General features: G+C 73.7%; 22 protein-coding genes. 10 read left to right on the plus strand and 12 right to left on the minus strand.

All coding sequences use genetic code 11. The annotated features are described in order from the left end of the window. Positions 1–123 precede the first annotated feature (123 nt). The 7 genes from QA634_RS15645 to QA634_RS15675 all read left to right on the plus strand — a co-directional run bounded on the left by QA634_RS15645 (position 124) and on the right by QA634_RS15675 (position 6,599). A complete protein-coding gene (locus QA634_RS15645; protein WP_012332895.1) occupies positions 124–729 on the plus strand; it encodes a TorD/DmsD family molecular chaperone in 606 nt (201 codons plus the stop codon). A 29-nt stretch (positions 730–758) separates the two neighbouring features. Beyond that, positions 759–977: a formate dehydrogenase gene (locus tag QA634_RS15650; RefSeq protein WP_012332896.1), complete on the plus strand. Its 219-nt coding sequence runs from the start codon at positions 759–761 to the stop codon at positions 975–977. A gap of 7 nt (positions 978–984) precedes the next feature. Next, positions 985–3,948, plus strand: a complete 2,964-nt coding sequence (locus tag QA634_RS15655; protein ID WP_012332897.1) for a formate dehydrogenase subunit alpha — start codon at positions 985–987, stop codon at positions 3,946–3,948. 18 nt (positions 3,949–3,966) lie between these two features. Continuing rightward, positions 3,967–4,563, plus strand: a complete 597-nt coding sequence (fdh3B, locus tag QA634_RS15660) for a formate dehydrogenase FDH3 subunit beta (protein WP_012332898.1) — start codon at positions 3,967–3,969, stop codon at positions 4,561–4,563. Between the two features lie 23 nt (positions 4,564–4,586). Next, the gene (locus tag QA634_RS15665) at positions 4,587–5,606 is read left to right on the plus strand and encodes a formate dehydrogenase subunit gamma (RefSeq protein WP_012332899.1); all 1,020 of its coding nucleotides are present in this window, start codon (positions 4,587–4,589) and stop codon (positions 5,604–5,606) included. A gap of 124 nt (positions 5,607–5,730) precedes the next feature. Continuing rightward, on the plus strand, positions 5,731–5,943 hold the full coding sequence (locus QA634_RS15670) for a hypothetical protein (RefSeq protein WP_012332900.1): 213 nt from the start codon (positions 5,731–5,733) through the stop codon (positions 5,941–5,943). A gap of 20 nt (positions 5,944–5,963) precedes the next feature. Further along, on the plus strand, positions 5,964–6,599 hold the full coding sequence (locus tag QA634_RS15675; protein WP_012332901.1) for a hypothetical protein: 636 nt from the start codon (positions 5,964–5,966) through the stop codon (positions 6,597–6,599). A gap of 97 nt (positions 6,600–6,696) precedes the next feature. Here QA634_RS15675 and QA634_RS15680 read toward each other — a convergent pair whose 3' ends face one another. Both QA634_RS15680 and QA634_RS15685 read right to left on the minus strand, forming a co-directional pair. Continuing rightward, positions 6,697–7,305: an alpha/beta hydrolase gene (locus tag QA634_RS15680; protein ID WP_012332902.1), complete on the minus strand. Its 609-nt coding sequence runs from the start codon at positions 7,303–7,305 to the stop codon at positions 6,697–6,699. Positions 7,306–7,524: 219 nt separating this feature from the next. Further along, positions 7,525–8,451 (minus strand): ring-cleaving dioxygenase, encoded by a 927-nt coding sequence (locus QA634_RS15685; RefSeq protein ID WP_012332903.1) that lies wholly within the window; start codon positions 8,449–8,451, stop codon positions 7,525–7,527. A gap of 162 nt (positions 8,452–8,613) precedes the next feature. Here QA634_RS15685 and QA634_RS15690 point away from each other — a divergent pair, with 162 nt between their 5' ends. Next, positions 8,614–9,519 carry a LysR family transcriptional regulator gene (locus QA634_RS15690; RefSeq protein WP_012332904.1) on the plus strand — a complete coding sequence of 302 codons (906 nt, stop codon included), beginning with the start codon at positions 8,614–8,616 and terminating at the stop codon, positions 9,517–9,519. 33 nt (positions 9,520–9,552) lie between these two features. Here QA634_RS15690 and QA634_RS15695 read toward each other — a convergent pair whose 3' ends face one another. The 4 genes from QA634_RS15695 to QA634_RS15710 form a co-directional block, all read right to left on the minus strand. After that, the gene (locus QA634_RS15695) at positions 9,553–9,990 is read right to left on the minus strand and encodes a DUF3429 domain-containing protein (RefSeq protein WP_012332905.1); all 438 of its coding nucleotides are present in this window, start codon (positions 9,988–9,990) and stop codon (positions 9,553–9,555) included. Beyond that, entirely contained in the window at positions 9,991–10,809 is an 819-nt protein-coding gene (locus QA634_RS15700; RefSeq protein ID WP_012332906.1) for a TIGR02186 family protein, read from the minus strand. Beyond that, a complete protein-coding gene (locus QA634_RS15705; RefSeq protein ID WP_012332907.1) occupies positions 10,809–11,732 on the minus strand; it encodes a sulfite exporter TauE/SafE family protein in 924 nt (307 codons plus the stop codon). The genes QA634_RS15700 and QA634_RS15705 overlap by 1 nt, the downstream gene beginning before the upstream one ends. A gap of 102 nt (positions 11,733–11,834) precedes the next feature. Further along, positions 11,835–15,563, minus strand: a complete 3,729-nt coding sequence (locus QA634_RS15710) for an SEL1-like repeat protein (RefSeq protein WP_012332908.1) — start codon at positions 15,561–15,563, stop codon at positions 11,835–11,837. Positions 15,564–16,075: 512 nt separating this feature from the next. Here QA634_RS15710 and QA634_RS15715 point away from each other — a divergent pair. After that, entirely contained in the window at positions 16,076–16,429 is a 354-nt protein-coding gene (locus tag QA634_RS15715; protein WP_265576649.1) for a MerR family transcriptional regulator, read from the plus strand. Between the two features lie 355 nt (positions 16,430–16,784). Then, entirely contained in the window at positions 16,785–18,074 is a 1,290-nt protein-coding gene (locus tag QA634_RS15720; RefSeq protein WP_012332910.1) for a c-type cytochrome, read from the plus strand. A 96-nt stretch (positions 18,075–18,170) separates the two neighbouring features. On the opposite strand, the gene QA634_RS15725 is transcribed toward QA634_RS15720, so the two are convergent. From QA634_RS15725 to QA634_RS15750, 6 genes are all read right to left on the minus strand, one after another. Further along, a complete protein-coding gene (locus QA634_RS15725) occupies positions 18,171–18,806 on the minus strand; it encodes a riboflavin synthase (protein WP_012332911.1) in 636 nt (211 codons plus the stop codon). Beyond that, the gene (gene ribD, locus QA634_RS15730; RefSeq protein ID WP_012332912.1) at positions 18,770–19,966 is read right to left on the minus strand and encodes a bifunctional diaminohydroxyphosphoribosylaminopyrimidine deaminase/5-amino-6-(5-phosphoribosylamino)uracil reductase RibD; all 1,197 of its coding nucleotides are present in this window, start codon (positions 19,964–19,966) and stop codon (positions 18,770–18,772) included. Before ribD ends, QA634_RS15725 begins: the two co-directional genes overlap by 37 nt. Next, entirely contained in the window at positions 19,963–20,523 is a 561-nt protein-coding gene (gene nrdR / locus QA634_RS15735; RefSeq protein WP_012332913.1) for a transcriptional regulator NrdR, read from the minus strand. The genes ribD and nrdR overlap by 4 nt, the downstream gene beginning before the upstream one ends. Positions 20,524–20,630: 107 nt before the next feature. Continuing rightward, on the minus strand, positions 20,631–21,932 hold the full coding sequence (gene glyA, locus QA634_RS15740) for a serine hydroxymethyltransferase (RefSeq protein WP_012332914.1): 1,302 nt from the start codon (positions 21,930–21,932) through the stop codon (positions 20,631–20,633). 334 nt (positions 21,933–22,266) lie between these two features. Then, positions 22,267–22,476, minus strand: a complete 210-nt coding sequence (locus tag QA634_RS15745; RefSeq protein ID WP_012332915.1) for a SlyX family protein — start codon at positions 22,474–22,476, stop codon at positions 22,267–22,269. Positions 22,477–22,572: 96 nt separating this feature from the next. Next, positions 22,573–23,853 (minus strand): L,D-transpeptidase family protein, encoded by a 1,281-nt coding sequence (locus QA634_RS15750; protein WP_012332916.1) that lies wholly within the window; start codon positions 23,851–23,853, stop codon positions 22,573–22,575. Between the last annotated feature and the right edge of the window lie 32 nt (positions 23,854–23,885).

Genomic DNA, 23,885 nt, shown 5'->3' on the forward strand with positions numbered 1-23,885 from the left:
AAGTAGGATTGCGGCGCGGCCGCCACGGTATATGGTGCAAATTGCAAAACGCGGCGGATCGACCGCGAGGCGAGGGTGGAGATGCGAGGGGTCGGGCACGTCGAAGTGGACCGAGCCCTCGGTGTGGACGCGTTGGTGGCGGATCAGGACCCGAATGTCGACGAGATCGACGTGCTGCGCGCGCGCCACTACGGCGGGCTCGCGGCGATCCTGGGCCAGGCGCCGGATGCGGGCCTCATCGAGGCGCTGCGCGGGGTGAGCGGCAACGATACGCCGCTCGGGCAGGCGCACGCCGCCCTGGCGGACGCGGCCGCCGAGGCCGACCTTCGCGCCGTGGAACGCGACTATTTCGAGCTCTTCATCGGCGTCGGGCGCGGCAAGATCCTGCCCTACGCGTCCTACTACCTCACCGGCTTCCTCAACGAGCGCCCGCTGGCCCGGCTGCGCGAGGATCTGGCGCGGCTCGGCATCGAGCGCGACCCGCGGGTGAGCGAACCCGAGGACCACATCGCGATCCTCCTCGAGGTGATGGCCGGGCTGGCGGAGCGGCGCTTCGGGGCGGAGTCGCCGGGCGAGCAGCTCTTCTTCGAGCGCCACCTGAAACCCTGGGCGCGCCGCCTCTTCGAGGACATCGAGACCGAGGCGGCGACGCCCCTCTACCGGGCGGTCGGCGCGCTCGGGCGGACTTTCATCGAGATCGAGACCGCCGCCTTCGCCATCGACGCGTGAGGCCGGTCACCGCAACCGAGGAGCGGGACATGGAACGGGACAGGAAGGACCAGCTTGGCCGCAGGCAATTCTTTCGCGCGCTCGGCGGTGGCACCGCGGCCGCGGCCGCGGCCCTGGTCTCGCCGCTCTCGACCGGGGAGGCCAAGGCCTACGATCCGGGCTCGGAGGAGACACGCGCACGCTACCGGGAGACGGACCACGTGAAGGCCTTCTACCGGACCAACGGCTACGAGACCCTGAAGAAGTGAGGGCGCGATGCTGAAGAAGCGCAGAGGCGGCGCCGCGGGCCGCGCGACCCCCTCCCCGGCCGCCGGCACCCACCATTCCCTGACCGCAGGCGCTCTGCCAGAGACCCTGGATCGCCGCAGCTTCCTGCGCCGCTCCGGCCTCGCCGCGGGCGGGCTCGCGGCCGCCGGGGGCCTCCAGCTCGGCGCCGTGCGTCCCGCCCGGGCCGCCGGCTCGGCGGTGAGCGGGCCCGAGGTGACGATCCGCAAGAACATCTGCACGCATTGCTCGGTCGGCTGCACGGTGACGGCCGAGGTGGTGAACGGGGTCTGGGTCGGCCAGGAACCCTCCTGGGCGAGCCCGATCAACCGCGGCACCCACTGCGCCAAGGGTGCGGCGATCCGCGAACTGGTGCACGGCGAGCGCCGCCTGAAATACCCGATCAAGCTCGAGAACGGCGAGTGGAAGCGGATCTCCTGGGAGCAGGCGATCGACGAGATCGGCGCCAAGCTCCTCGCCATCCGCGAGAAGAGCGGCGCGGATTCGGTCTACTGGCTCGGCTCTGCCAAGTTCACCAACGAAGCGGCCTACCTGTTCCGCAAGTTCGGGGCGTTCTGGGGCACCAACAACGTCGACCATCAGGCCCGGATCTGCCACTCGACCACCGTGGCGGGCGTCGCCAACACCTGGGGCTACGGCGCCCAGACCAATTCCTACAACGATATCCGCAACGCCAAGACCATGATCATCATGGGCGGCAACCCGGCCGAGGCGCATCCGATCTCGATGCAGCACGTGCTCTCGGGCAAGGAGATCAACCGGGCGAACCTGATCGTCATCGACCCGCGCTTCACCCGCACGGCCGCCCACGCCACCGAGTACGTCCGCCTGCGCTCGGGCACCGACATCCCGGTGATCTGGGGCATGCTCTGGCACATCTTCCAGAACGGCTGGGAGGACAAGGAGTTCATCCGCAGCCGCGTCTACGCCATGGAGGATGTCCGCAAGGAGGTCGCCAAGTGGACCCCCGAGGAGGTCGAGCGGGTCTCCGGCGTGCCGGGCGAGCAGCTGCGGCGCGTGGCCGAACTCTTCGCCAAGGAGAAGCCCGCGACCCTGATCTGGTGCATGGGCGCGACCCAGCACACGGTCGGCACCGCCAACGTGCGGGCCTTCTGCATCCTGTGCCTCGCGACCGGCAACGTCGGCAAGCCCGGCACGGGCGCCAACATCTTCCGCGGGCACACCAACGTCCAGGGCGCGACCGATCTCGGCCTCGATGTGACGACGCTGCCGCTCTATTACGGGCTGGTCGAGGGCGGCTGGCGGCACTGGGCCCGGGTCTGGGACGTCGAGTACGAGTGGCTGCAATCGCGCTTCGACGAGGTGCCGACGCTGGCCGGGCGCAAGGCGCGCTCGCGCAAGGAGAACATGGAGGCGCCCGGGATCACCTCGACGCGCTGGTTCGACGCCGTCACCTTGCCGGCCGACCAGGTCGACCAGCGGGCGCCCCTGCGGGCCATGATGGTGTTCGGCCACGGCGGCAACACCGTGACGCGGCTGCCCGAGGCCGTGAAGGGCATGAGCGCCCTCGACCTCCTGGTCGTGGCCGACCCGCACCCGACCACCTTCGCGGCGCTCGACGCGCGGCGGGACAACACCTACCTCTTGCCGATCTGCACCTCGCTGGAGATGGACGGGTCGCGCACGGCCTCGAACCGCTCGCTGCAATGGGGCGAGCAGATCGTGAAGCCCGCCTTCGAATCGAAGAACGACTACGAGGTGATCTACCGGCTCGCCGCCAAGCTCGGCTTCGCCGACCGGATGTTCAAGAACATCAAGGTAACGGACGGCGTGCCGGAGGCGGAGGACCTGCTGCGGGAGATCAACCGCGGCGGCTGGTCGACGGGCTATTGCGGGCAGAGCCCGGAGCGCCTGAAGGCGCACATGCGCAACCAGCACAAGTTCGATCTCGTGACGCTGCGCGCGCCCAAGGACGATCCGGAGGTCGGCGGCGACTATTACGGCCTGCCCTGGCCGTGCTGGGGCAAGCCGGAGATCCGCCATCCCGGCACGCACATCCTCTACAACACGGCCCTGCACGTGAAGGACGGCGGCGGCACCTTCCGGGCGCGGTTCGGCACCGAGCGCAACGGCCAGACCCTGCTGGCCGAGGATTCCTTCTCCGTCGGCTCCGACCTGACAGACGGCTACCCCGAATTCACCATGGGTGTCTTCAAGAAGCTCGGCTGGGACAGGGACCTGACGCCCGAGGAGATGGCCGTCATCACCCGGATCGGCGGCAATAACATCGACGCGGTGAGCTGGGCCACCGACCTGTCGGGCGGCATCCAGCGGGTCTGCCTGGAGCACGGCGTCACGCCCTTCGGCAATGGCAAGGCGAGGGCGAATGCCTGGAACCTGCCCGACCCGGTGCCGGTGCACCGGGAGCCGATCTACTCGCCCCGGCCCGACCTCGTCGCCAAGTACCCGACCCGGCCCGACGAGCGCCAGTTCCGCATGCCGAACCTCGGCTTCTCGGTCCAGAAGGCGGCGGTGGACCGCGCCGTCGCCAGGGACTTCCCGATCATCCTGTCGTCGGGCCGCCTCGTCGAGTACGAGGGCGGCGGCGAGGAGACGCGCTCGAATCCCTGGCTCGCCGAGTTGCAGCAGGACATGTTCGTGGAGGTGAACACGCAGGACGCGGCCGAGCGCGGCATCAGGGACGGGCAGTTCGTCTGGGTCTACGGGCCGGAGAACGGCGCCAAGACCAAGGTGAAGGCGCTGGTGACCGACCGGGTGGCGAAGGGCGTGGCCTGGATGCCGTTCCACTTCTCGGGCTGGTACCAGGGCAAGGACATGCGCGCCTTCTACCCGAAGGGCACCGACCCCGTGGTGCTGGGCGAGAGCGTCAACACGGTCACGACCTACGGCTTCGACCCCGTCACGGGGATGCAGGAGACCAAGGTCACCCTCTGCCAGATCCAGGCCGCGTAAGGATGTGAGGCCAAGACCATGGCGCGAATGAAGTTCCTCTGCGACGCCGACCGCTGCATCGAGTGCAACGCCTGCGTCACCGCCTGCAAGAACGAGCACGAGGTGCCCTGGGGCATCAACCGGCGCCGGGTGATCACGCTCAACGACGGCAAGCCGGGCGAGCGCTCGGTGTCGATGGCCTGCATGCACTGCACGGACGCGCCCTGCGCGGCCGTCTGCCCGGTCAACTGCTTCTACACGACGGCGGACGCGGTCGTGCTGCACTCCAAGGACCTCTGCATCGGCTGCGGCTACTGCTTCTACGCCTGCCCGTTCGGGGCGCCGCAATATCCGCGCGTCGGGAACTTCGGCTCCCGCGGCAAGATGGACAAGTGCACCTACTGCTCGGGCGGCCCGGAGCCCGACCTCTCGACGGTCGAGTACGAGAAGTACGGTTCGAACCGCCTGGCCGAGGGCAAGCTGCCGCTCTGCGCCGAGATGTGCTCGACCAAGGCCCTGCTCGCCGGCGACGGCGAGATGATCGCCCAGATCTACAAGGAGCGGGTGATCAAGCGGGGCTACGGCTCGGGGGCCTGGGGCTGGAAGACGGCCTACCGCGAGACCGTCGCGATCTGATGCCTGAACGGAAGGAAGGCGCCATGCGGCGAGGTCTGACGCATCTCGGGATCCTGGTGATGGCCGCCCTGATCTGGGCGGTCGTCGGTCTGGCCGGCCCGGCCCGCGCGGTCGACGCCCCGGACGGCGCCCCGAACCCCACCACCTCCTCGGTCAACGAGGACCTGCTGTTCCGGCAGGCCCCCAAGATCGGCGGGCGCATCTCGATTCCCGACCAGAAGGCCGCGAACCTGATCCAGCCGCAAGGGCGCGAGTGGCGGAGGTTCCACGAATCCTGGATGCCCTGGGTCGGGGGATTGGTCATCCTCGGCATCGTGGCGGCGCTCGCCCTGTTCTACTTCACCCGCGGGCGCATCCGACTCGACCACACCGAGGAATCCGGCCGCAAGCTGCTGCGCTTCAACGTGTTCGAGCGCTTCTCGCACTGGATGACGGCGTTCTGCTTCATCCTGCTGGGGCTGTCGGGGTTGAACTACATCTTCGGCAAGCGCCTGCTGATGCCGCTGATCGGGCCCGACGCCTTCGCGGCCCTGTCGCAATGGGCGAAGTACGCGCACGTCTTCCTGGCCTGGCCGTTCATGCTCGGCGTGCTGTTCATGGCCGTGCTGTGGGTGCGCGACAACATCCCCAACCGCATCGACATCGAGTGGCTGAAGAAGGGCGGCGGCTTCCTGAGCGACGCGCATCCCCACGCCGAGCGCTTCAATGCCGGCCAGAAGCTGGTCTTCTGGATGGTGGTCGGCTTCGGCACCGCCATGGGCGCCACCGGGCTGATGATGCTGTTTCCCTTCGCGCTCACCGACATCAACGGGATGCAGGTGATGCAGGTGGTGCACTCGCTGATCGGCGTCGTCTTCGTCGCCGGCATCCTGGCCCACATCTACATCGGCTCGCTCGGGATGGAGGGCGCCTACGACGCCATGGGCAGCGGCGAGGTCGATATCGCCTGGGCGCGGGTGCACCACGACCTCTGGGTCAAGGAGCAGCTCGCCAAGAACGCGGACGGGCCTCAGCTCGGCCGCGGGCAGGTGCCGGCGGAATAGCGCCCGCGCGCCGGAGCGCCGCCTCCGGCGCCCGGGTGCGCGAGGGATCGGACGGCGGGGGCCGCGGCCGCGCGAACCGATGCGGCCACGGCGCTCGCGAGGCGAGACGCGGGAGAGAGGTGCGATGAAAGCCTTCGTGGTGGCCGTGATCGTGGCCGTTGCGCTGGCGGCGGGGGCGGCCTTCGTGCTGACCGCGAACCAGGAATACGCCTACCAGGCCTTCGCGACCTCGGGGGCGCGGGTCTCGAACCCGGGAACCAACCTCGTCGGCCCGAACTGGACCGGCGACCCCAAGGATTCGGCGCCGGGCCACAAGCACCTGGAGGCGGGATCGTGACGCGAGGCGCAGACCACCCCATGGCGCATTCCCTGCTGCGCGCGGCGCTCGCCGCGTCCTGCCTGCTGCTGCCGGCGGCGTCCCTCGCCCAGAGCGATGGGGCCTCCGCGCGCGGGCCGAAGGACCTCTGCCAGGAACTCGTCGCCTTCGTGCATCCGCCCGCCCCGCCCCCGCCGCCGGCGGGCCAGCCGCAGGCGGGGCAGGCGCCGCAGGCAGGGCAGACGGGACAGGCGCCGCAGGCGGGACAGGCACCGCAGGCCGCGGGCCAGCCGCAGCCCGCCGGGCAGTCCCAGCCGTCGAACGTGGCCGTCCAGGCGCCCAACCAGGGCGGACAGGCGCCCCTGCCCTCGAACGCGGCCGGCGAGACGCAGCAGAAATCGGGCCTCAGCGGCCCGGTCCCGAATAGCGGGCCGGGCGCCGCAGGCCCGCAGGGTCAGACCCAGAACGCCGCCGCGCCGACGAGCAACCAGGCGCCGCCGCCGGCCGGCAAACCGACGCCCGCGATGATCGAGCAGGTCGACGCCGCGGCGGCGAGCAGGGACGTGGGCGCCTGCCGCTCCGCCGCGCAGGCGATGCGCCGTGCCGGGGTGGTGATGCCGGCCCCGCTCCTCGCCCTCGCGGCGCTCGACCCGAAGTTCTTCGCCGGCAACCCGTGAGCGCCCGCGCGCGGCCAGTGCGGCGCGCCATCGTCGGCCGCGTCCCGTCCAGGATGGCTGGCGCGGGCTCGCCTCCGACCCGGGTGAGCGGATCCGCTCACGCGCCCAGCCAGTCGCGCGCCCTCGCGAGGTCCGCCTGCATCAGGCCGTGGCCGCCCGGGAGCACCTCGTGGGTGACCGCCGCGCCGGCCGCCCGCAGCCGGCGGGCGAGGTCGGCGGCGTTCGCCGCCGGCACGATCGGGTCCATGCGGCCCGAGAGGATCAGCACGGGAGTGCCGCCGAGGTCGCCCGCGGGCGGGTCGGTGAGCGGCACCATGGCGCGCAGCAGGACCGCCCCGGCGAGCAGGCCCGGGTGGCGCAGCAGCAGCGCCGCCGCGATGTTGGCGCCGTTCGAGAAGCCGACCGCCACGGGCGCGGCGAGGCCGTAGACCTCCCGCGCCTCGCCCACGAAGGCGGCGAGGTCGTCGGCGCGGCGGCGCAGATCCGCCTCGTCGAACACGCCCTCGGCGAGGCGCCGGAAGAAGCGCGGCATGCCGCTCTCCAGCACCGGCCCGCGGGGCGAGAGCAGGGCGGCGCCGGGCGAGAGCGCGCGGCCGAGCGGGATCAGGTCGGATTCGTCGCCGCCGGTGCCGTGCAGGAGGAGCAGCGGGGCGCGCTCCGGCGCGGTCGCGGGCTCGTGGCGGTGGATGAATTCGGCGAGGGACATCGGGCACCTCTGCGCGCGGGCGCGGTGGGGCGGCGCGGCGGCGCGGACGCGGCGCCGACCGGCCGTGGGCTTCAGGCGAGGGCTTTCGGGGGATGCGTGCGGGGATCCCCGCACGCGGGTGCGGGGGACCCCACACGCGGGTGCGGGGGACCCCACACGCGGGTGCGGGGGGACCCCACACGCGGGTGCGGGGGGACCCCACACCCGGACGGGCGGGCCTCAGGCCAGCGCCGGCAACACGCGCTCGATCTCGCCGCGATGCGGCTCCAGGAAGCCCGGCAGCTTCAGCGCCTCGCCGAGATGCGCGGCGGCCTCGTCCACGGCGAAGCCGGGGCTGTCCGTCGCGATCTCGAACAGCACCCCGCCCGGCTCGCGGAAATAGACCGAGCGGAAGTAGTTGCGGTCGCGCTGCTCCGTGACCTGGACGCCGTGCGCCTCGGTCAGCCGGCGCACCATCGCGGCCTGCGCCGCGTCGTCCGCCGCCCGGAAGGCGATGTGGTGGACCGAGCCGCCGCCCGGCCGGCCCCGCAGGAACTCGCCCACCGCCCGAAGGGTCACGTGGCCGCCCCGACCGGCATCGCCGCTGAACCGCGCGAGCGCCCCCTCCCGTCCCGTCTCCGTCAGGCCGAACACGTCGGTGAGGATCCGCGCCGTCGGCCCCTCCTCGCGCAGGAGCAGGGTGACGCCGTGGAAGCCGCGGATCGCGTGCTCGGCCGGGACGTCGCCGCCGGTCCAGGCCGGCTCCGCCTCCGCGCCCGGCACCCCGACCAGGGCGAGCGCCATCCCGTCCGGGTCGCGGAAGGGCAGCACCGTCTCGCCGAAGACCCGGGCGGGCGCCTCGTGCGGCACGCCCGCCGCGATGAAGCGGTGGGTCCAGTAGCCGATCGCGCCCTGCGGCACCCGGAACGCCGTCTCCTGCGTCTCGCCGATGCCGACCCGGCCCGGCGCCACGTTGTCCCATGGGAAGAAGGTCAGGATCGTGCCGGGCGCCCCGGCCTCGTCGCCGTAATAGAGGTGGTAGGTGCCCGGATCGTCGAAATTCACCGTCCGCTTCACGAGCCGCAGGCCGAGCACGCGGGTGTAGAAGTCGAGGTTGCGGCGGGCCGGACCGGAGATCGCCGTCACGTGGTGAAGACCGTTTGCCATCTCTGCCTCCTTGGGGATCGCTCTCCTTGGGGATCGCTCCCCCGGGGATCTCCCCCGTGGCGGACCGCCTCGCGCGGTCCCGTTCGGATGAGGCGAATCTAGGATTTGCCCTCGCGGCCCGAAACGGAAACGATGGAAAGGCATCGTTTCGGAAAATGGCGAATGGCACTCCCGGATTTCGAGGCCTGGGCGATCTTCGCCCGGGTCGCCCAGGCGGGCTCCTTCTCGCGGGCCGCGGCGGAGCTCGCGCTCTCCACCGCCACGGTCTCGAAGGCGGTGAGCCGGCTGGAGGCCCGGCTCGGGGCGAGCCTGTTCCACCGCACCTCCCGGCGGCTCGCGCTCACCGAGACCGGCCGGGCGGCCCTGGAGGGCGCGGCCCGGATCGTCGCCGCCGGGGAGGCGGTGGAGGCGGATGTGCAGACCGGCGCGCGGGAGCCGCGCGGGCTCGTCCGGCTGGCGGCCCCGATGTCCTTCGGGCTGGCGCATCTGGCGCCACGCCTGCCGGACTTCCTGGCGGACTTCCCGCAGGTGTCGGTCGATCTCCACCTCAGCGACGCGCAGGTCGACCTGGTCGGCGGCGGCTTCGATCTCGGCCTGCGCATCGCGGCCCTGTCGGATTCCTCGCTGCGGGTGCGCCGCCTGTGCGGCGTGCGCCGCTCGCTGGTGGCGGCGCCCGCCTACCTCGCCCGGGCGGGCCGGCCCGGACACCCGCGCGACCTCGCCCGCCACGCCTGCCTCGGCTACGCCTACCTGCCCAATCCCGAGCGCTGGCACTTCACCGGCCCGGGGGGCGAGGTCGCGGTCGCGCCCGCGGGGCGGCTGCGGGCCAACAACGCCGACGCGCTGACCCCCGCCCTGCTGGCGGGGTTCGGCCTCGCGGTGCAGCCCGACTTCCTGATCTTCGACGACCTCGCCTCGGGCCGCCTGGAGCGGGTGCTGCCGGAATGGTCCCCTCCCCCGATCGCCCTCAACCTCGTGATGCCGCCGGGCGCCCTGCGGCCGGCGCGGGTCGTGGCGCTGATCGCCTTCCTCGAGCGTCAGTTCGCGGCCGCGCCCTGGGCGAGTTGACGGGGGATGTCGGCGCGGGCCCGAGGCTGCTCCTCACCCGGCGAGATAGCCCGCGGCGAGGAGCGCGAAGCCGGCGACGCCCGACAGGGCGAGGCGCAGCCGCCCGAGCCAGCGGGGCACGAGGCCGCGGCGCGGCATGTCCTGGTCGATCGCGCCCCAGATCAGCACCAGGGCGCCGAGCAGGCGCAGGTCCCACGGGGCCGGGGCGGCGAGCGCCGCCCAGGCCAGGAGGGAGGGCGCCACGGCGACGACGTAGTCCGCCTGGCGGCCCCCGCGCGAAGCGGCGCCCCAGCGGATCCCGCCCAGGAAGGAGGCGATCACGGCCGCGTAGGCGGCGAGGGCCGGCCGCACGGCGAGCCCGGCCACCTCGCCCCGGCCGAGGAGCAGCAGCAGGGCGAGGCCGAGGAACGGGATCAGCCCGGCTGCGCCGAGGACGAGGGCCCCGGCCGGGGCGGGTGCGTCGCGGTCCATTCAGTCCCTCCGGAAGATCAGGCTGGCGATCCAGCCGGACAGCAGCGCGAGCGCGCCCGTCCCGATACCGTAGAGCAGGGACCAGTCCCGGGCGATGCCGGCGAGGCTGGCCTCGATGCCGGTCTTCACGAGGTCGAAGCGCAGGCTCTCCTGTGCCAGGGGCACCGTCCCGGAGAGCAGCGTGACCGCGACGTCGTAGGTGCCGACCGGCGCCGCGGCCGGGAGCGCCACGGTGGCGCGGAACACGGAGGGCGACAGGAAGCGCGCGCCGTCCTCGTTCTCCACGAAGAGCCGCGCCCGGCGGCGCAGGCGCAGCAGCGCCTCCCGGAACGGATCGTCGTCCGAGGGGGCCGCGGTCAGGTCGGGCGATTCGACGATGGCCTGCAGCCCGAGCCGCAGGCGGCGGCGGGTGGCAGCGTCCGCCACCTCGGCCAGTGGCCGCGACGCGAGGACGGCCAGGAAGGCGGGCACCTCGGCGAATTTCTGCTGCGCGCGGTTGACCCAGAGCGGGCCGAGGGCCTGCCTCTCGCGCACGGTGAGCGACTGGCGCGGGCCCCGGACCGTGATCACCACGTCGTAGCGCCCCTGCCGGGCCGCCGCCTGCCCGTCCCGCTCGATCGCGCCGAACACCGCGAGCGAGGCGCCCGCGTAGGTCGAGGTGACGGCGAGGCGCGTGAAGGACAGGCTGACGACCAGGCTCTCGGCGGCGGCCGGGGCGGCGAGCGCGGCGAGGCCCGCGGCGAGGCCCAGGCGGACCAGGACCGGGCGGAGTTGGGCCGGGCGCGATCGGGCCGGGCGCGATCGGGCCCGCGCCGCCATCAGCGGCCCTCGACCGCAGCGATCGAGAAGGGCTCGGCCGGATGCAGGGCGAGTTCGAGCACGAAGCGCAGGTCCACCGCCAGGACCAGCACGGCGAGGAGCAGCCGGAACGTATCCGCCCGCAGGTTGCGGCCGAGCCGCGCCCCGAACTGGGCGCCGAACACGCTGCCGGCGATCAGGATCACCGCCAGTACGATGTCGACCGCTTGGTTCTGCACCGCGTGCAGCACCAGTGCCACGAAGGTCGTCCACAGGATCTGGAACTGCGAGGTGCCGACGACGACGCCGGTCGGGACCCGCAGCAGGTAGAGCAGAGCCGGCACCAGGATGAAGCCGCCGCCGATGCCGAGCACCGCGCCCGCGAACCCGACGAAGAGGGCGAGGCCGAGGATGGGCAGCACGCTCGCGTAGAGGCGCGAGCGCGGGAAGCGCATCCGCAGGGGCCAGGCCATGTAGGCGGGATGCTCGCGCCCCGCGCGCGGCGGCGCGGCGCGGCCGCCCCGGCGCGCCCACAGGTCGCGCAGGGATTCCCTCAGCATCAGCCCGCCCACGACCGAGAACAGCGTCACGTAGGCGAGGGTGATGAACAGGTCGAGTTGCCCGGCCCGGCGCATCGCCGCGAAGAACCAGACCCCGAGCGCCGTGCCGAGGAGCCCGCCGCCGACGAGGACCAGGCCGAGCCGGATGTCCAGGGCGCCGCGGCGCAGGGCGGCGAGCACGCTCGTGGTGGAGGAGGCGACGATGGGCGCCGTCTGGGTGGCGACCGCGATGGCGGGCGGGATCCCGAGCACGATCAGGATCGGCGTCATCAGGAAGCCGCCGCCGATCCCGAACACTCCCGAGACGAATCCCACGGCCGCGCCGAGCCCGAGGAGCATCAGCACGCTCACGGGCATCTCGGCGATCGGGAGGTAGATCTGCACGGGCGCGACGTCCGGGCGGAGGAATCCCGAGGCTAGGTGGGGCCCGATGAACGGAGCGTGACCGGGGCGGCTGGCCGCGCGAGGCGGTGCCGGCCCGTCCGACTACACTCCGGTCCCGGTGAACTTCCCGGCCGGCTTCGCCTCGGAGCGGCGCGGCGCGCCCAGGCTGGGGGGCGGCGCGCCGATCAGGGAGACCGGGCCGGCGGCCTGGGCGGCCGGTTCGCCCTGCGACGCGGGCGGGTCGTTCACGGCCGGGTCCGCGGGCTTCGGTTTCCACGCCTCCGCGGCGGCCTTCGCGCCGGCGAGGTCCTTGGCCGGGAGCTTGGCCGCGACCTCGTCGCGCTTGCGCCCGGCATCCTCGTCGCCCTGGGCCGCCGCCGCCGCGAACCAGCCGTAGGATTGCGGGAGGTCCTGAGGCACGCCGAGGCCGCGGGCGAGCAGCACCGCCAGGTTGTACTGGCTGTCGCGCACGCCGTGCTCCGCCGCGCGGCGGAACCAGGTCGCGGCCGCGCCGTAATCGGGCTTGCCGCCGGGGGCGCCCGATTCCGCGAGCAGCACCGCGAGATTGTGCATGGCCCGGACATGCCCCTGGTCGGCGGCTTTCCCGTACCATTGCCGGGCCTGGGCGGCGTCGCGGGTGACGCCCATGCCCTTCTCGTACTGGCTGCCGAGCCGGTACTGGGCCGGCGCGTAGCCGCTCGCGCCGAGGCGCTCGAACAGCTTGGCCGCCAGGGTGAGATCCCTCACCATGCCGCGGCCGTCGGCCTCGCGGCTCGCGATCTCGTAGAGGGCGGCGCCGTCCCCCTCCAGGGCCGCCTGGCGCAGGCTGGCGAGCGAGGGGGGCAGGCCGGCGAGGTCCGGGGCCAGGGAGGCGGCGGCCGCCACCTTAGGAACCGGCGCCTTCTCGGGCGCCGGGTCGGGACGGGCGGCCGTCGCCGCGGGCTCGCGCGCCGGGGCCGGCACCTCGCCGAGCGCCTGGGTGGTGGACGGATCGCCGGGCGTCGCCTCGGGCTGCGGCTTGGCGGCGGCGACGGTGGGGACGGGGGCGGCCTGCTCGGGCGCGCCGCCGGAGCCGTTCAGCGCCTGCAGGGCGCCGAGGGCCAGAACCACGGCGGCGAGGCCGAGGAGCAGCGGCCGGCGACGGCGCTCCATGGTCGCGCGCAGCTGGCCCACCAGCCCCGGCCCGGCAGCGATCTCCGGACGGGGGCTCCGCTCGTCCCGGGCGGCCGCCCGCGCCGCGCGGGAACCGGCCTTGCCGCCCGCGGCCTCGACGGCGGCGGCCTGCGCGGCGCGGCGGGCCGCCGCGATGAAGTTCGCCTTGATGTCCGCGGGCGGAAGCTCCGGGACCGGCTCGGCCGTTCCGGGGGCCGGGCGCGGCGGACGCGGCCGGCTGGCCCCGGGCTCCAGCATCTCCTCGCTCGGCGGCACGGCGGCCGGCGCCTGGGCGGCCGCGGGCGCCTGGGGGGCCGCGGGCGCCTGGGGGGCCCGCGCGGCGGACGGCGCCGCGGCGGCCGGGAGCGCGGTGCTCTCCTGCAGCGCCTCGCGCACCGGCGCCTCCCGGCGCCGGGCCGCCGCCCCGAGCGGGCGCTCCGCCTCGATCTGCGACAGGCGCGAGACCAAGCTCTCCAGGGCCGTGTGGACGCCCTCCATGGTCGCCTGCATGCGGCGCTCGGAGGCCTCCTGCTGCGCGCGCAGCTCCGTCAGGGTGGCCTGAAGGGCGCTGAGCTGGTCCGCCGCCGGTCCCGCCGTCCCGGGCAGGCCCGCGCCGATCGTGTCGGCGACCGCGTGGCGGGCGGCCCGCTCGGCGGCGGCCTGGATCGGCGCCTCGTCGCGCAGCTGGGCCACCTGGGCGAGCAGGTCGCTCATGGTGCGCTCCAGCCCGGCCAGGGCCGGATCGCGGCCGCGCGTGTCGAGGCGCGCCGCGAGCGCCAGCACCTGCTTCTCCAGGCCGTCGAGCCCCTCGCCGCCGGAGCCGTCGCCGATCCGGTCGAGCTTGTCGGCGAGGCTGCGCAGCATGCCGTGGATCGAGGCGAGGTCGCCCCCGGCCATGGCGGGCCGGCGCAGGGAGGCGCCGATCTCGTCGAGCCGCTCGATCACGCCGCCGGAGCCGGCGCTCGCGACCCTGTCCACCTTCTCGGACAGGGCCTCGATGCGCCCGATGATGTCGTCCGTGGCGGCCGGCTCCTTGGCGGAGGCGTGCGCGGCGGCCTGCTCGCGCAGGGCGTCGAGCTTGCGGTCGAGATCCGCGAGGCCGCGGGTGATGGCGGGCGGGGCCTCGTCCGGCGCCCGCAGGCCGCTGCGGATCTCCTCCAGGAGCGGCCTGATCTCGGCCACCAGCGGGCGCTGCTCGGCGACGCCGCTCGTGAGCGCGGCGACCCGGGCATTCACCTCCTCGACGGAGCGCGCGAGGCTCTGGATGCGCTCGGGCGCGGCCAGGCTCGCGAGTTGCTGGCGGATCCCGTCGAGTTCGCGGAAGAGGCTGGCGATCGCGTCCCGGTTGGCGAGGCTGCCCGCATCGGCGGAGCCGAGGGCGCCGTCGATCTTGCGCGAGAGGCGCTCGAGATCCTGCGCGAGGCGGCCGTGGACATCGGCGGCCACGTCGTCGGCGAGCCGGCCGACCTGGACCCGCATGAGGTCGATCGGGCCGACCACGGCCGCGAGGTCCTCGGGCTGGCGGGCCCGCTGCACCTCGTCGGCGAGGGTGCGGATCGCCTGCTCCATCGCGCCGAGGTCGCGGCTCGTGGCGAGGCCGGTCACCGCCTCGCGCAGGCGCGTCGTCTCGGCCTGGAGCCCGGCGATGGCCGGGGAGAGCGCGACGGTGGCCGCCGCGGCGGAATCCGCCGCGCGGGTGAGATCGCGGCGCATCGCGTCGACCACGTCGTCGGCTGACTCGCCGGCGTCGAGTTGCTGCTGGCGCTCGCGGATCTCCGCGACGGCGGCCCGCAGCTCCTCCTGCACCGGCACGCCGCGGCGGCCGATCGGCCTCTGGCCGCTCGCCGCGATGCGCTCGCCCAGAGAGGTGATGCGCGCCTCGAACTGCTTCAGCATCTCCTGGAGGGCGGCGGTGTCGGAACTGCCGACGCTCGCCCGCAGCACCGCCTGAAGGCGCCCTTCGAGACCGTCGACGGCGCGGAGCACCGCTTGGTCGACGGCCTCGCGGCTCTCGGCGAGCCGCCGGTCGAGCTCCTCGCGCAGGACGTCGTGCAGGTGCGCCGGATGCGACGCCCCGGGCTGCTCGCGCAGGAGATGGGCCAGCCGGGTCTCGAGTCCCTGGACGGCGCGGGCCACGGTCCGGTCCGCACCGTCGAGGCTCTCGTCGAGGCGGCGGTCGATCTCGTCCAGGCGGCGGGTCATCGCCGCGAAGGCGCCGCTCAAGTCCTGAGTCTGTGGGCGGATGCCGGCGGGCTGCGGCCCCCCTGCCGGGGCATGGCCTGCGGCGGCATGGCCTGCGGGCGCTTGGCCTGCGGGCGCTTGGCCCGCGGCGGATTGGCCCGCGGGGGCCGCGCCGCGCCGCGATTCGGGGCGGGTCGGCCAGTCCCTGGCCTCGGGGCGCCCGTTGCCGCGGGCGGGTGCGCGGCCGTCCCGGGCTCGCGATTTCCCGCCCGCGCGGGCGGTTTCCTGAGACATCGCCGCGGCGAGCCACTCCTCGACCGAGAGGCCGGCACGGCGGGCCGCTTCCCGCGCGGCGTCCCGGACATCGGGGTCGAAGGCGTCGAGGCTGGGGGGAGCGTTCCGTCTCATGAGCGGCTCGGGACCTGTGAGGATCGGCGCGGCGCCGTCGCCGTATGGGCGGAGGGGCAGGTGCCTCGCCCGAAGCAACGATGAAGGCATAGTCAACGGGTTGAGGTACGGGGACCCCGAGCCGGACTTTGTCCCAATCACAGTAAACAAGGTGTTAAGTGGGCCTCCGCGGCCCGGATCGCCGGCCGATCCGGCGAGTCGCACGACCACCCGCACAGCGAATTGAGTGATTTTTGTTCACAACCACAGATCGAGCTGGTGCGTCGCGACGCCCGGCCCGCCAGCGGTGAGGCCGCCTGCGGCACCACGAAACGGTAAGCTGAAATTCTCGGCAACGTGTTGATACATTGGGCATTTTACCGTAAATAACACACGCCCAAGTTGACGTTACCTTTCCCTAAGGTAGGTCAGGTGACCTTCTTTGTGTCATAGTTCCGGCCGGGCGCGGCGTAGGGGCGCCCGGGCCTCGACGCAAAATGCGGGGTTGTTGGATGGCATATGAACGACAGGGGGAAACGATGAGGATGGCCTCCGGACGGACGAACACCCCCGCTTCGCGGTCGGGGCGCAGCGCCTCGAGCCGGCACACCGCCCCCGCGACACTGACGATCGGTGATCTGGCGGAAGAGTTCGGCGTGACGCTCCGGGCCCTGCGGTTCTACGAGGCGAAGGGCCTTCTGCACCCGCAGCGGCGCGGCACCACGCGGCTCTACACCGAGGAGGACCGCAGCCGCCTCGCCACGATCCTGCGGGGGAAGGAACTCGGGTTCACGCTTCGCGAGATCGCCGCCATGGTGGACGGCGAGGAGATCGGCGAGGGCGGCACCACGCCCACCCTGGCCCTGACCCCGGCGCAGGTCGAGGAGCAGATCGCCCATCTGGAGAACCAGAAGGCGGAGATCGAGCGCGCCCTCGAGGCCCTGCGCAGCTACGGCAAGGCCAAGGCGAGCGCCTGACGGGCGCTGGCGGGGGACGCCCGGCGCGGCGCGGCGCGTCCCTCGCGCGATCATGCTCGCCGGCCGCGTGACGGCCCGGCGGGACCCGCGACGCGATCGCGCCGCAGCGAGGCCGCCTCGCTGCGGCCTTCGTCGTTGGCGCAGCCGGGGAGCCCGCGGCGAGGCGCGCGATCCGGCGAGGATGCGGGGAGCTCGGACAGGAGGGGATCTCCGGGCGGCGAGGGCGTCGTCCTATCTACACCGGCGCCTCGCGCAGGTTCCTCTCGCGCGTGATGCGATCGGACCGCGCGGTTGCGGCGGCGCGGCGCTTCCGGTTTGATGGCGGGCCCGCTTCGGCCCGCGATCGCCGTTCCGCATGACCCTGCGAACACTTTTTGTCCTTCTGGTCCTCGTCGCCCTGCCGGCCCGGGCGGAGGCGCCCCTGCGCGGCCATGGCGGCCCGGTGCGGGCGCTCGCGGTATCGCCGGACGGGCGCGTCGCGATCTCGGGGAGCTTCGATCAATCCGCGATCCTCTGGGCCATCGACGAGGGCGCCGCGCTGGCGGTACTGCGCTTCCACGACGGTGCCGTGAACGCGGCCGCGGCGCTGCCCGACGGGCGGATGGCGACCGGGGGCGAGGATGGCCGCGTCGCGCTCTGGCGGCTCGGCAGCGCCGAGCCCGTCGCGGTGTTCGCGGACCATGCGGGGCCGATCGCCGGGCTCGCCGTCTCGCCGGACGGGGCGCGGCTCGCCTCCGCCTCCTGGGACGGGACGGCGCGGATCCGCCCGCTGCCGGGCGCGGACGGGCCGGCCCCTGACCGGCCCGGGCGGGTGGCGAGCGAGCATCGCGGCAACGTGAACGGGGTCGCCTTCCTGCCCGACGGCCGCCTCGTCACGGTGGGGTACGACGCGGCGCTGCGCGTCGTCCCGGAAGACGGGCCCGCCCTGACCGTCACGCTGCCGACGCCGCTCAACGCGGTGGCGACCGCGCCGGACGGCGAGATCGCCGCGGCGGGCGCCGACGGCACCGTGCGCCTCCTCGGCCCGGACGGGCGCGAGCGCGCCGCGGTGGCGATCCCGCCCCGCCCGGTCATCGCGCTCGCGGTCTCGCCCGATGGCGGCCGGATCGCCGCCGCGACGGTCGGGGGCGCGGTGGCGATCATCGATCGGCGCGCCGCCAAGGTCCTGTTCACCCTGGTCGGTCCGGGCCTGCCGGTCTGGTCCCTCGCTTTCCGCTCGGACCAGGAATTGCTCACCGGCGGGAGCGACCGGCTGGTGCGCCGCTGGGACCTGCGCACCGGCGAGCCGATCGGCCCGCTGGCGATGGCGGCCCCGGCGGACGGACTCGCCGCCTTCCGGGGCGAGCGGGGCGCGGAGGTGTTCCGCGCCTGCGCGGCCTGCCACACGCTCGGGCCGGACGGCGGCAACCGCGCCGGGCCGACGCTGCACGGGATCTTCGGCCGCCGGATCGCCACCGCCCCCGGTTACGGTTACTCGGAAGCGTTGCGCCGCCTCGACCTCGTCTGGTCCCCCGAGACGGTGGCGCGGCTCTTCGAGGTCGGGCCGTCGCGCTACACGCCAGGCACCAAGATGCCCGAGCAGACGATCGGGGATCCCCGCGACCGCGAGGCCCTGGTGCGCTTCCTCGAGAGGGCGACGCGCTGAGCGCGCGCCGCGATGCCGCCGCGTTGCCGGGAGAGGCGCGCCCCTTGCGCCTCGGCGAGCGCGCTCAGCGCGCGGCTTGGGCCTGGGCGAGCGCGCTCAGCGCGCGGCTTGCGCCTCAGCGAGGCGGGCGGCGTAGCGGGCGATCAGATCCACTTCCAGGTTGACCCGGTCGCCGGCCCGGCGCTCGCCCCAGGTCGTCGCCGCCAGGGTGTGGGGGATCAGCAGGACCGTGAAGGTGTCGCCCGCGACGCCGTTCACGGTGAGGGAGGTGCCGTCGAGGCTGACCGAGCCCTTCTCGGCGATGAAGCGCGCGAGGTCGGGCGGGGCGCGGAGCACGAAGCGGTCGCTCGCCGCGGAGGCGTCGCCCTCCCCGCCCGTGACCGCCTCCCGCGCCAGGATCTCGGCGAGGCCGTCGACGTGTCCCGTGACGAGGTGGCCGCCGAGCTCGTCGCCCATGCGCAGCGACCGCTCCAGGTTGAGGCGGGTGCCCGGCTGCCACGCGCCGGCCGTGGTGCGGGCGAGCGTCTCGGCCGCGGCGTCGACCGTGAAGCGGCAGCCGCCCTCCTGCGGGACGATCTCCACCGCCGTCAGGCACGGGCCCGAACAGGCGATCGAGGCGCCCACCGCGATCGTGGCGGGATCGTAGCCGCAGGCGATGGTGATGCGCCGCAGGCGGTCGCCGCCCTCGACGGCGATCACCCGTCCGACGTCGGAGACGAGGCCGGTGAACATGAGGAACTCCGCGCGTAGGTGGTGAGGCGGTCCGGGCCGAGGGGCCGCTCGGCGACGCGGCGCAGGCCGCCGGCGAGGCGGGCCGCGAGGGCCGGGCCGATCGCCGGCTTGCCCGGCTGGCCGAGGGGCGCGGCCCCGGTGAGGAGGAGGCAGGAATCGACGAGGTCGGCCGCCGCGAGCGCGTCCGCCAGGGTCGGTCCCCCCTCGCAGAACACCCGGGTGATGCCCCGCGCGCCGAGCGCGCGCAGGGAGGCGGCGAGGTCGGGGCGCCCGTCCGGACCGGCGGGCAGGCGCAGCACCTCGGCGCCCGCCTCCCGCAGGGCCCGCTCGGCCGCGGGCGGGGCCGCGGCGCCGGCCAGGATCAGGGTTTGGGCGCGGCCGCCCGGGCGCAGCAGCCGCGCGCCGGGCGGGAGCTGCAGCTGCGGATCCAGCACGACCGGCAGCGGCGAGCGGTCGCCGAGGCCCGGCAGGCGCACGGTGAGCGCCGGATCGTCCGCGAGCGCCGTCCCGATGCCGACCAGGATCGCGTCGCTGTGGGCGCGCAGCCGGTGAACCTCGGCGTTGGCGAGGGCGCCGGTGATCAGGAGTCGCCCCGCCCCGCCCGCCGCGAAGCCGTCCGCGGTGCGGGCGAGCTTGAGGCAGAGGGCCGGCCGGCCCGTCGTCACCCGCATCACGTGCCCGGCATGGTCGCGGGCGGCCTCCTCGGCGCAGGGACCGACCGTCACGGCGACCCCCCCGGCGCGCAGGCGCCCGTGGCCGCGCCCGGCGACGCGGGGATCCGGGTCGTTCATGGCGCTCACCACCCGGGCGACGCCCGCCGCCAGCACCGCGTCGGCGCAGGGCGAGGTGCGGCCGTGATGCGAGCAGGGCTCCAGGGTGACGTAGAGCGTGGCGCCCCGGGCCGCCTCCCCGGCCTCCGCCAGGGCGACGCGCTCCGCGTGCGGTCGCCCGCCGGGCTGGGTCACGCCCTGCGCCAGGATCCGCTCCGCGCCCGGCGGGCCGGCGACCAGCACGGCGCCGACCGAGGGATTCGGCCAGGTCCGCCCGAGATGGCGACGGCCGAGCGCCAGGGCGAGGCGCATGTAGCGCCGGTCGAGGGAGGCCTGCCGGTCGGGTCCGGGCTCGGCCCGGTCGGGCCCGGGCTCGGCGGACGCGCTCACGCGCGCGACCGGGCGCGCCGTGCCGGCGCCTCGCCGCCCTCCCCCGGCGCAGCCGCCGGCCCGGGCGCGGCCTCGTCCGGCGGCTCCGGCTCGCCCCCGGGGCGCCCCGCCCCGTTGAGGCGCCCGAGCAGCTCCTCGAAGTCGCGGGCCTCGCGGAAATTCTTGTAGACCGAGGCGAAGCGCACGTAGGCGACGTCGTCGAGGGCCTTCAGCCCCTCCATGACGAGTTCGCCGATCGCCTCGCTGCTCACCTCCGCCTCGCCGCCGCTCTCGAGCTGGCGGGCGATGCCGCTCACCAGCCGCTCGACGCGGTCGGCCTCGACCGGGCGCTTGCGCAGGGCGACGTCGATCGAGCGCTGCAGCTTGTCGCGGTCGAACGGGACCCTGCGCCCCGAGCGCTTCACCACGGTGAGGTCCCGCAGCTGCACCCGCTCGAAGGTGGTGAAGCGCCCGCCGCAATCCGGGCAGATCCGGCGGCGCCGGATGGCCGAGGCGTCGTCGCTCGGCCGGGAATCCTTCACCTGCGTGTCGAGGCCGCCGCAATAGGGGCACCGCATCGACCGCCGACCCTCCGTGAGGCGCCCCCGGCCCGGGGCGGCGCGCATGAACGACGAGGGCCGGGCCCGCTGCCACGGGCCCGGCCCCCGAATCGCGTGTTAATCGATCAGGCGTAGATGGGGAAGCGGTCCGTGAGGGCGTGGACCTCCTCCAGCACCTTCTTCTCGGCCGCGCCGTCGCCCGCCTCGCCCGCCCGGGCGAGGCCGTCGAGCACCGTCACGATGAGCTCGCCCACCTTCTTGAACTCGGCGACGCCGAAGCCGCGGGAGGTGGCGGCCGGGGTGCCGAGGCGGATGCCCGAGGTCACGGTCGGCTTCTGCGGGTCGAACGGCACGCCGTTCTTGTTGCAGGTGATGCCGGCGCGCGAGAGGGCCGCCTCGGCCGCCTTGCCGGTCAGGTTCTTGGGCCGCATGTCCACCAGCATCAGGTGGTTGTCGGTGCCGCCGGTGGTGATGTCGAAGCCGCCCGAGATGATCGTGTCGGCCAGCGCCTTGGCGTTCTCCACCACCTGCTTGGCGTAGATCTTGAAGTCGGGCGAGAGCGCCTCGCCGAAGGCCACCGCCTTGCCGGCGATGACGTGCATCAGCGGGCCGCCCTGGAGGCCCGGGAACACGGCCGAGTTGATCTTCTTGGCCAGAGCCTCGTCGTTCGTCAGGACCATGCCGCCGCGCGGGCCGCGCAGCGTCTTGTGCGTGGTCGTGGTGACGACGTGGGCGTGCGGGAACGGCGAGGGATGCACGCCGCCCGCCACGAGACCGGCGAAATGGGCCATGTCGACGAAGAACACGGCGCCGACGCTGTCGGCGATCTCGCGGAACTTGGCGAAGTCCCAGTGGCGGGGATAGCCCGAGCCGCCCGCGATGATCACCTTGGGCTTGTGCTCCTCGGCGAGCTTGGCGACCTGCTCCATGTCGATGCGCTGGTCCTCGCGGCGCACCGTGTAGGAGACCGGCTTGAACCACTTGCCCGAGACGTTCGGGGGCGCACCGTGGGTGAGGTGGCCGCCCGCCGCGAGGTCGAGGCCCAGGAAGGTGTCGCCCGGCTGCATCGTGGCCATGAACACGGCCTGGTTCGCCTGGCTGCCGGAATTCGGCTGCACGTTGGCGAAGTCGCAGCCGAACAGGCGCTTGGCGCGCTCGATGGCGAGGTTCTCGGCAATGTCGACGAACTCGCAGCCGCCGTAGTAGCGGCGGCCCGGATAGCCCTCCGCGTACTTGTTGGTGAGCACCGAGCCCTGCGCCTCCAGCACCGCCCGCGACACGATGTTCTCGGAGGCGATCAGCTCGATCTCGTGCTGCTGCCGGCCGAGCTCCTGTTGCACCGCGCGGGACAGTTCCGGATCGACGTCAGCGAGGGAAGCCGAGAAGAACGAATTCGACAGGGGAGTCTTGGCGGTGCCCGCGCTCATGTTGACCTCGACTGCTGGAGTGTTTCGTCCCGTGGACGGATGGTTGAGCCATGTCGTCCCGTTGGCCGGGTTTTACACGGGGGTGAAACCGCGGCCAAGACCGGCCCCGGGCCGCCGCGGCGGATCAGGGTGCGGCCCGCGCGCGCGGGATCCCGTCCCGTGCAGATCCCGGCGCGGTGCCCGCCCACGGGCGCCGTCCGGGTGCCCGGCATCTCCCCGCCGTGGTAGCCGCTCAAGCCGTTTTAAGTCAAGGAAGACAAAGAACAGAAAAACTTAATGCCCTGACAGAAAAACTTGGCATGCCAGCGGCCGGGCGCGCCGTCGACGCTGTTCGTCAGTAGTGGGGCGGTGGCGGCTCCTCGCCGGGCGCGGTCGGGCGCTCGGCCATCTCGCGCAGGCGCTCCTGGAGCGCGGCGACCTGCCGCGCGAGCTGGTCGAGCTGGGTCCACTGGGCGGCGACCATGCGGCTCAGGTCCTCGAGAGCCCGCTCCTGGTGCGCCACCCGGATCTCCAGGTCGTCGAGGCGGGTCTCCGGCTCGGCCATGCTGCCCTCCGAAAGGGAACGGCCCGGGCGAGGCCCGGGCCGGGTCATCGGCGTCGCGGCCCGGGCCGCGCCCGGACCTCCGCGGGACGCGGCGCGTCAGTTGGTCTGGCCGTCGTCCTCGTCCGCGAAGTTGCGCGGGGCCTGCGCGGCCGCCGTCATCGCGGCGGTCGGGGCGCCGACGCCGTCGCGCTTGTAGATGTCGTCGCGGAACTGCACGAGGCCGTCCGGCGTGGACCAGGCGGTGATGTAGGTCCAGTAGACCGGGATCGGCGCCAGCGGGCGGGCATCGACGCGCTGGCCGCTCTGGATGATCGCCTCGATCGTCTCCGGGTTGCCCTGCGGCGTCCCCTGCAGGATCCAGGCGACGTAGTCGCGCACGTTCTGCACGCGCACGCAGCCCGAGGAGACGAAGCGGAAATCGTCGCCGAAGATGCCCTTGGCGGGCGTGTCGTGCATGTAGACGCCGTGCGGGTTCGGGATGTTGATCCGCACGAAGCCCATCGAGTTGAGGTCGACGCCCGGATCCTGGCGGAAGCGGTAGCGGGTCGCCTCGTCGGAGCGCCAGTTCACCTGCGACGGGGCGATCTCGCGCTCGCCGTCGAAGATCCGAATCTTGTTGTCGGTCAGGTAGTTCGGCTCCTTCTGCATCTTCGGGATCAAGTCCTTCTTGATGATAGAAGCCGGGACGGTCCAGTAGGGGTTGAAGTTCACCTCCTGGATCTTGGCGTTCATGATCGGCGACTGGCGGTCGATCTTGCCGACGCCGGCGGCGTGGCGGGTCGCGACGTGGTCGCCCTCGACCGTCTCGACCAGGGCGGCCGGGATGTTCACGATCACGTAGCGGGCGCCGAGATTGCCCGAATAGGAGCGCAGCCGCACGGCGTTGAGTTCGAGCTGGCGCAGCCGCACGTCCGCCGGCACGTTCATGGCCTGGACGGTGGTGAGGTTCATCGCGCCGGTCTCGTTGAGGCCGTGCCGGGCCTGGAACCGGCGCACCCCCGCCTCGACGTAGGAATCGTAGATCGGCGAGGAGCCCGCCGCCGGATCGAGGTCGCCCGAGACGATGAGGCGCTGGCGCAGGGCCACCACGGCGGGGCTCTTCGTACCGACCCGCAGCCGGTCGGCGCCGGAGACCGGCTGCCAGCCGCCGCGGGCGACGATGTCGCGGTAGCGCTCGATCATCTGCTCGGTCGCGGCGAGCGTCTGCGGCGAGAGGATCGGCGTGTTCGAGCGCTGAACCCGCATCGTGGCGGCGGAATCGTAGTTCTGCGCCCATTCGGCCTGGGCGAGGCCGCGCTCCTCGGCCAGGGCCGGAAGAGCGACGGCGGTCAGCAGCGCCAGGCCAAGCGAACCGCTGAGGGAAGCGCGTGTCAGCATGGGACGAAAGCTCGTGAACCTTTGGGGAGGAC

Source organism: Methylobacterium sp. CB376 (genome assembly GCF_029714205.1).
Classification (GTDB): Bacteria; Pseudomonadota; Alphaproteobacteria; order Rhizobiales; family Beijerinckiaceae; genus Methylobacterium.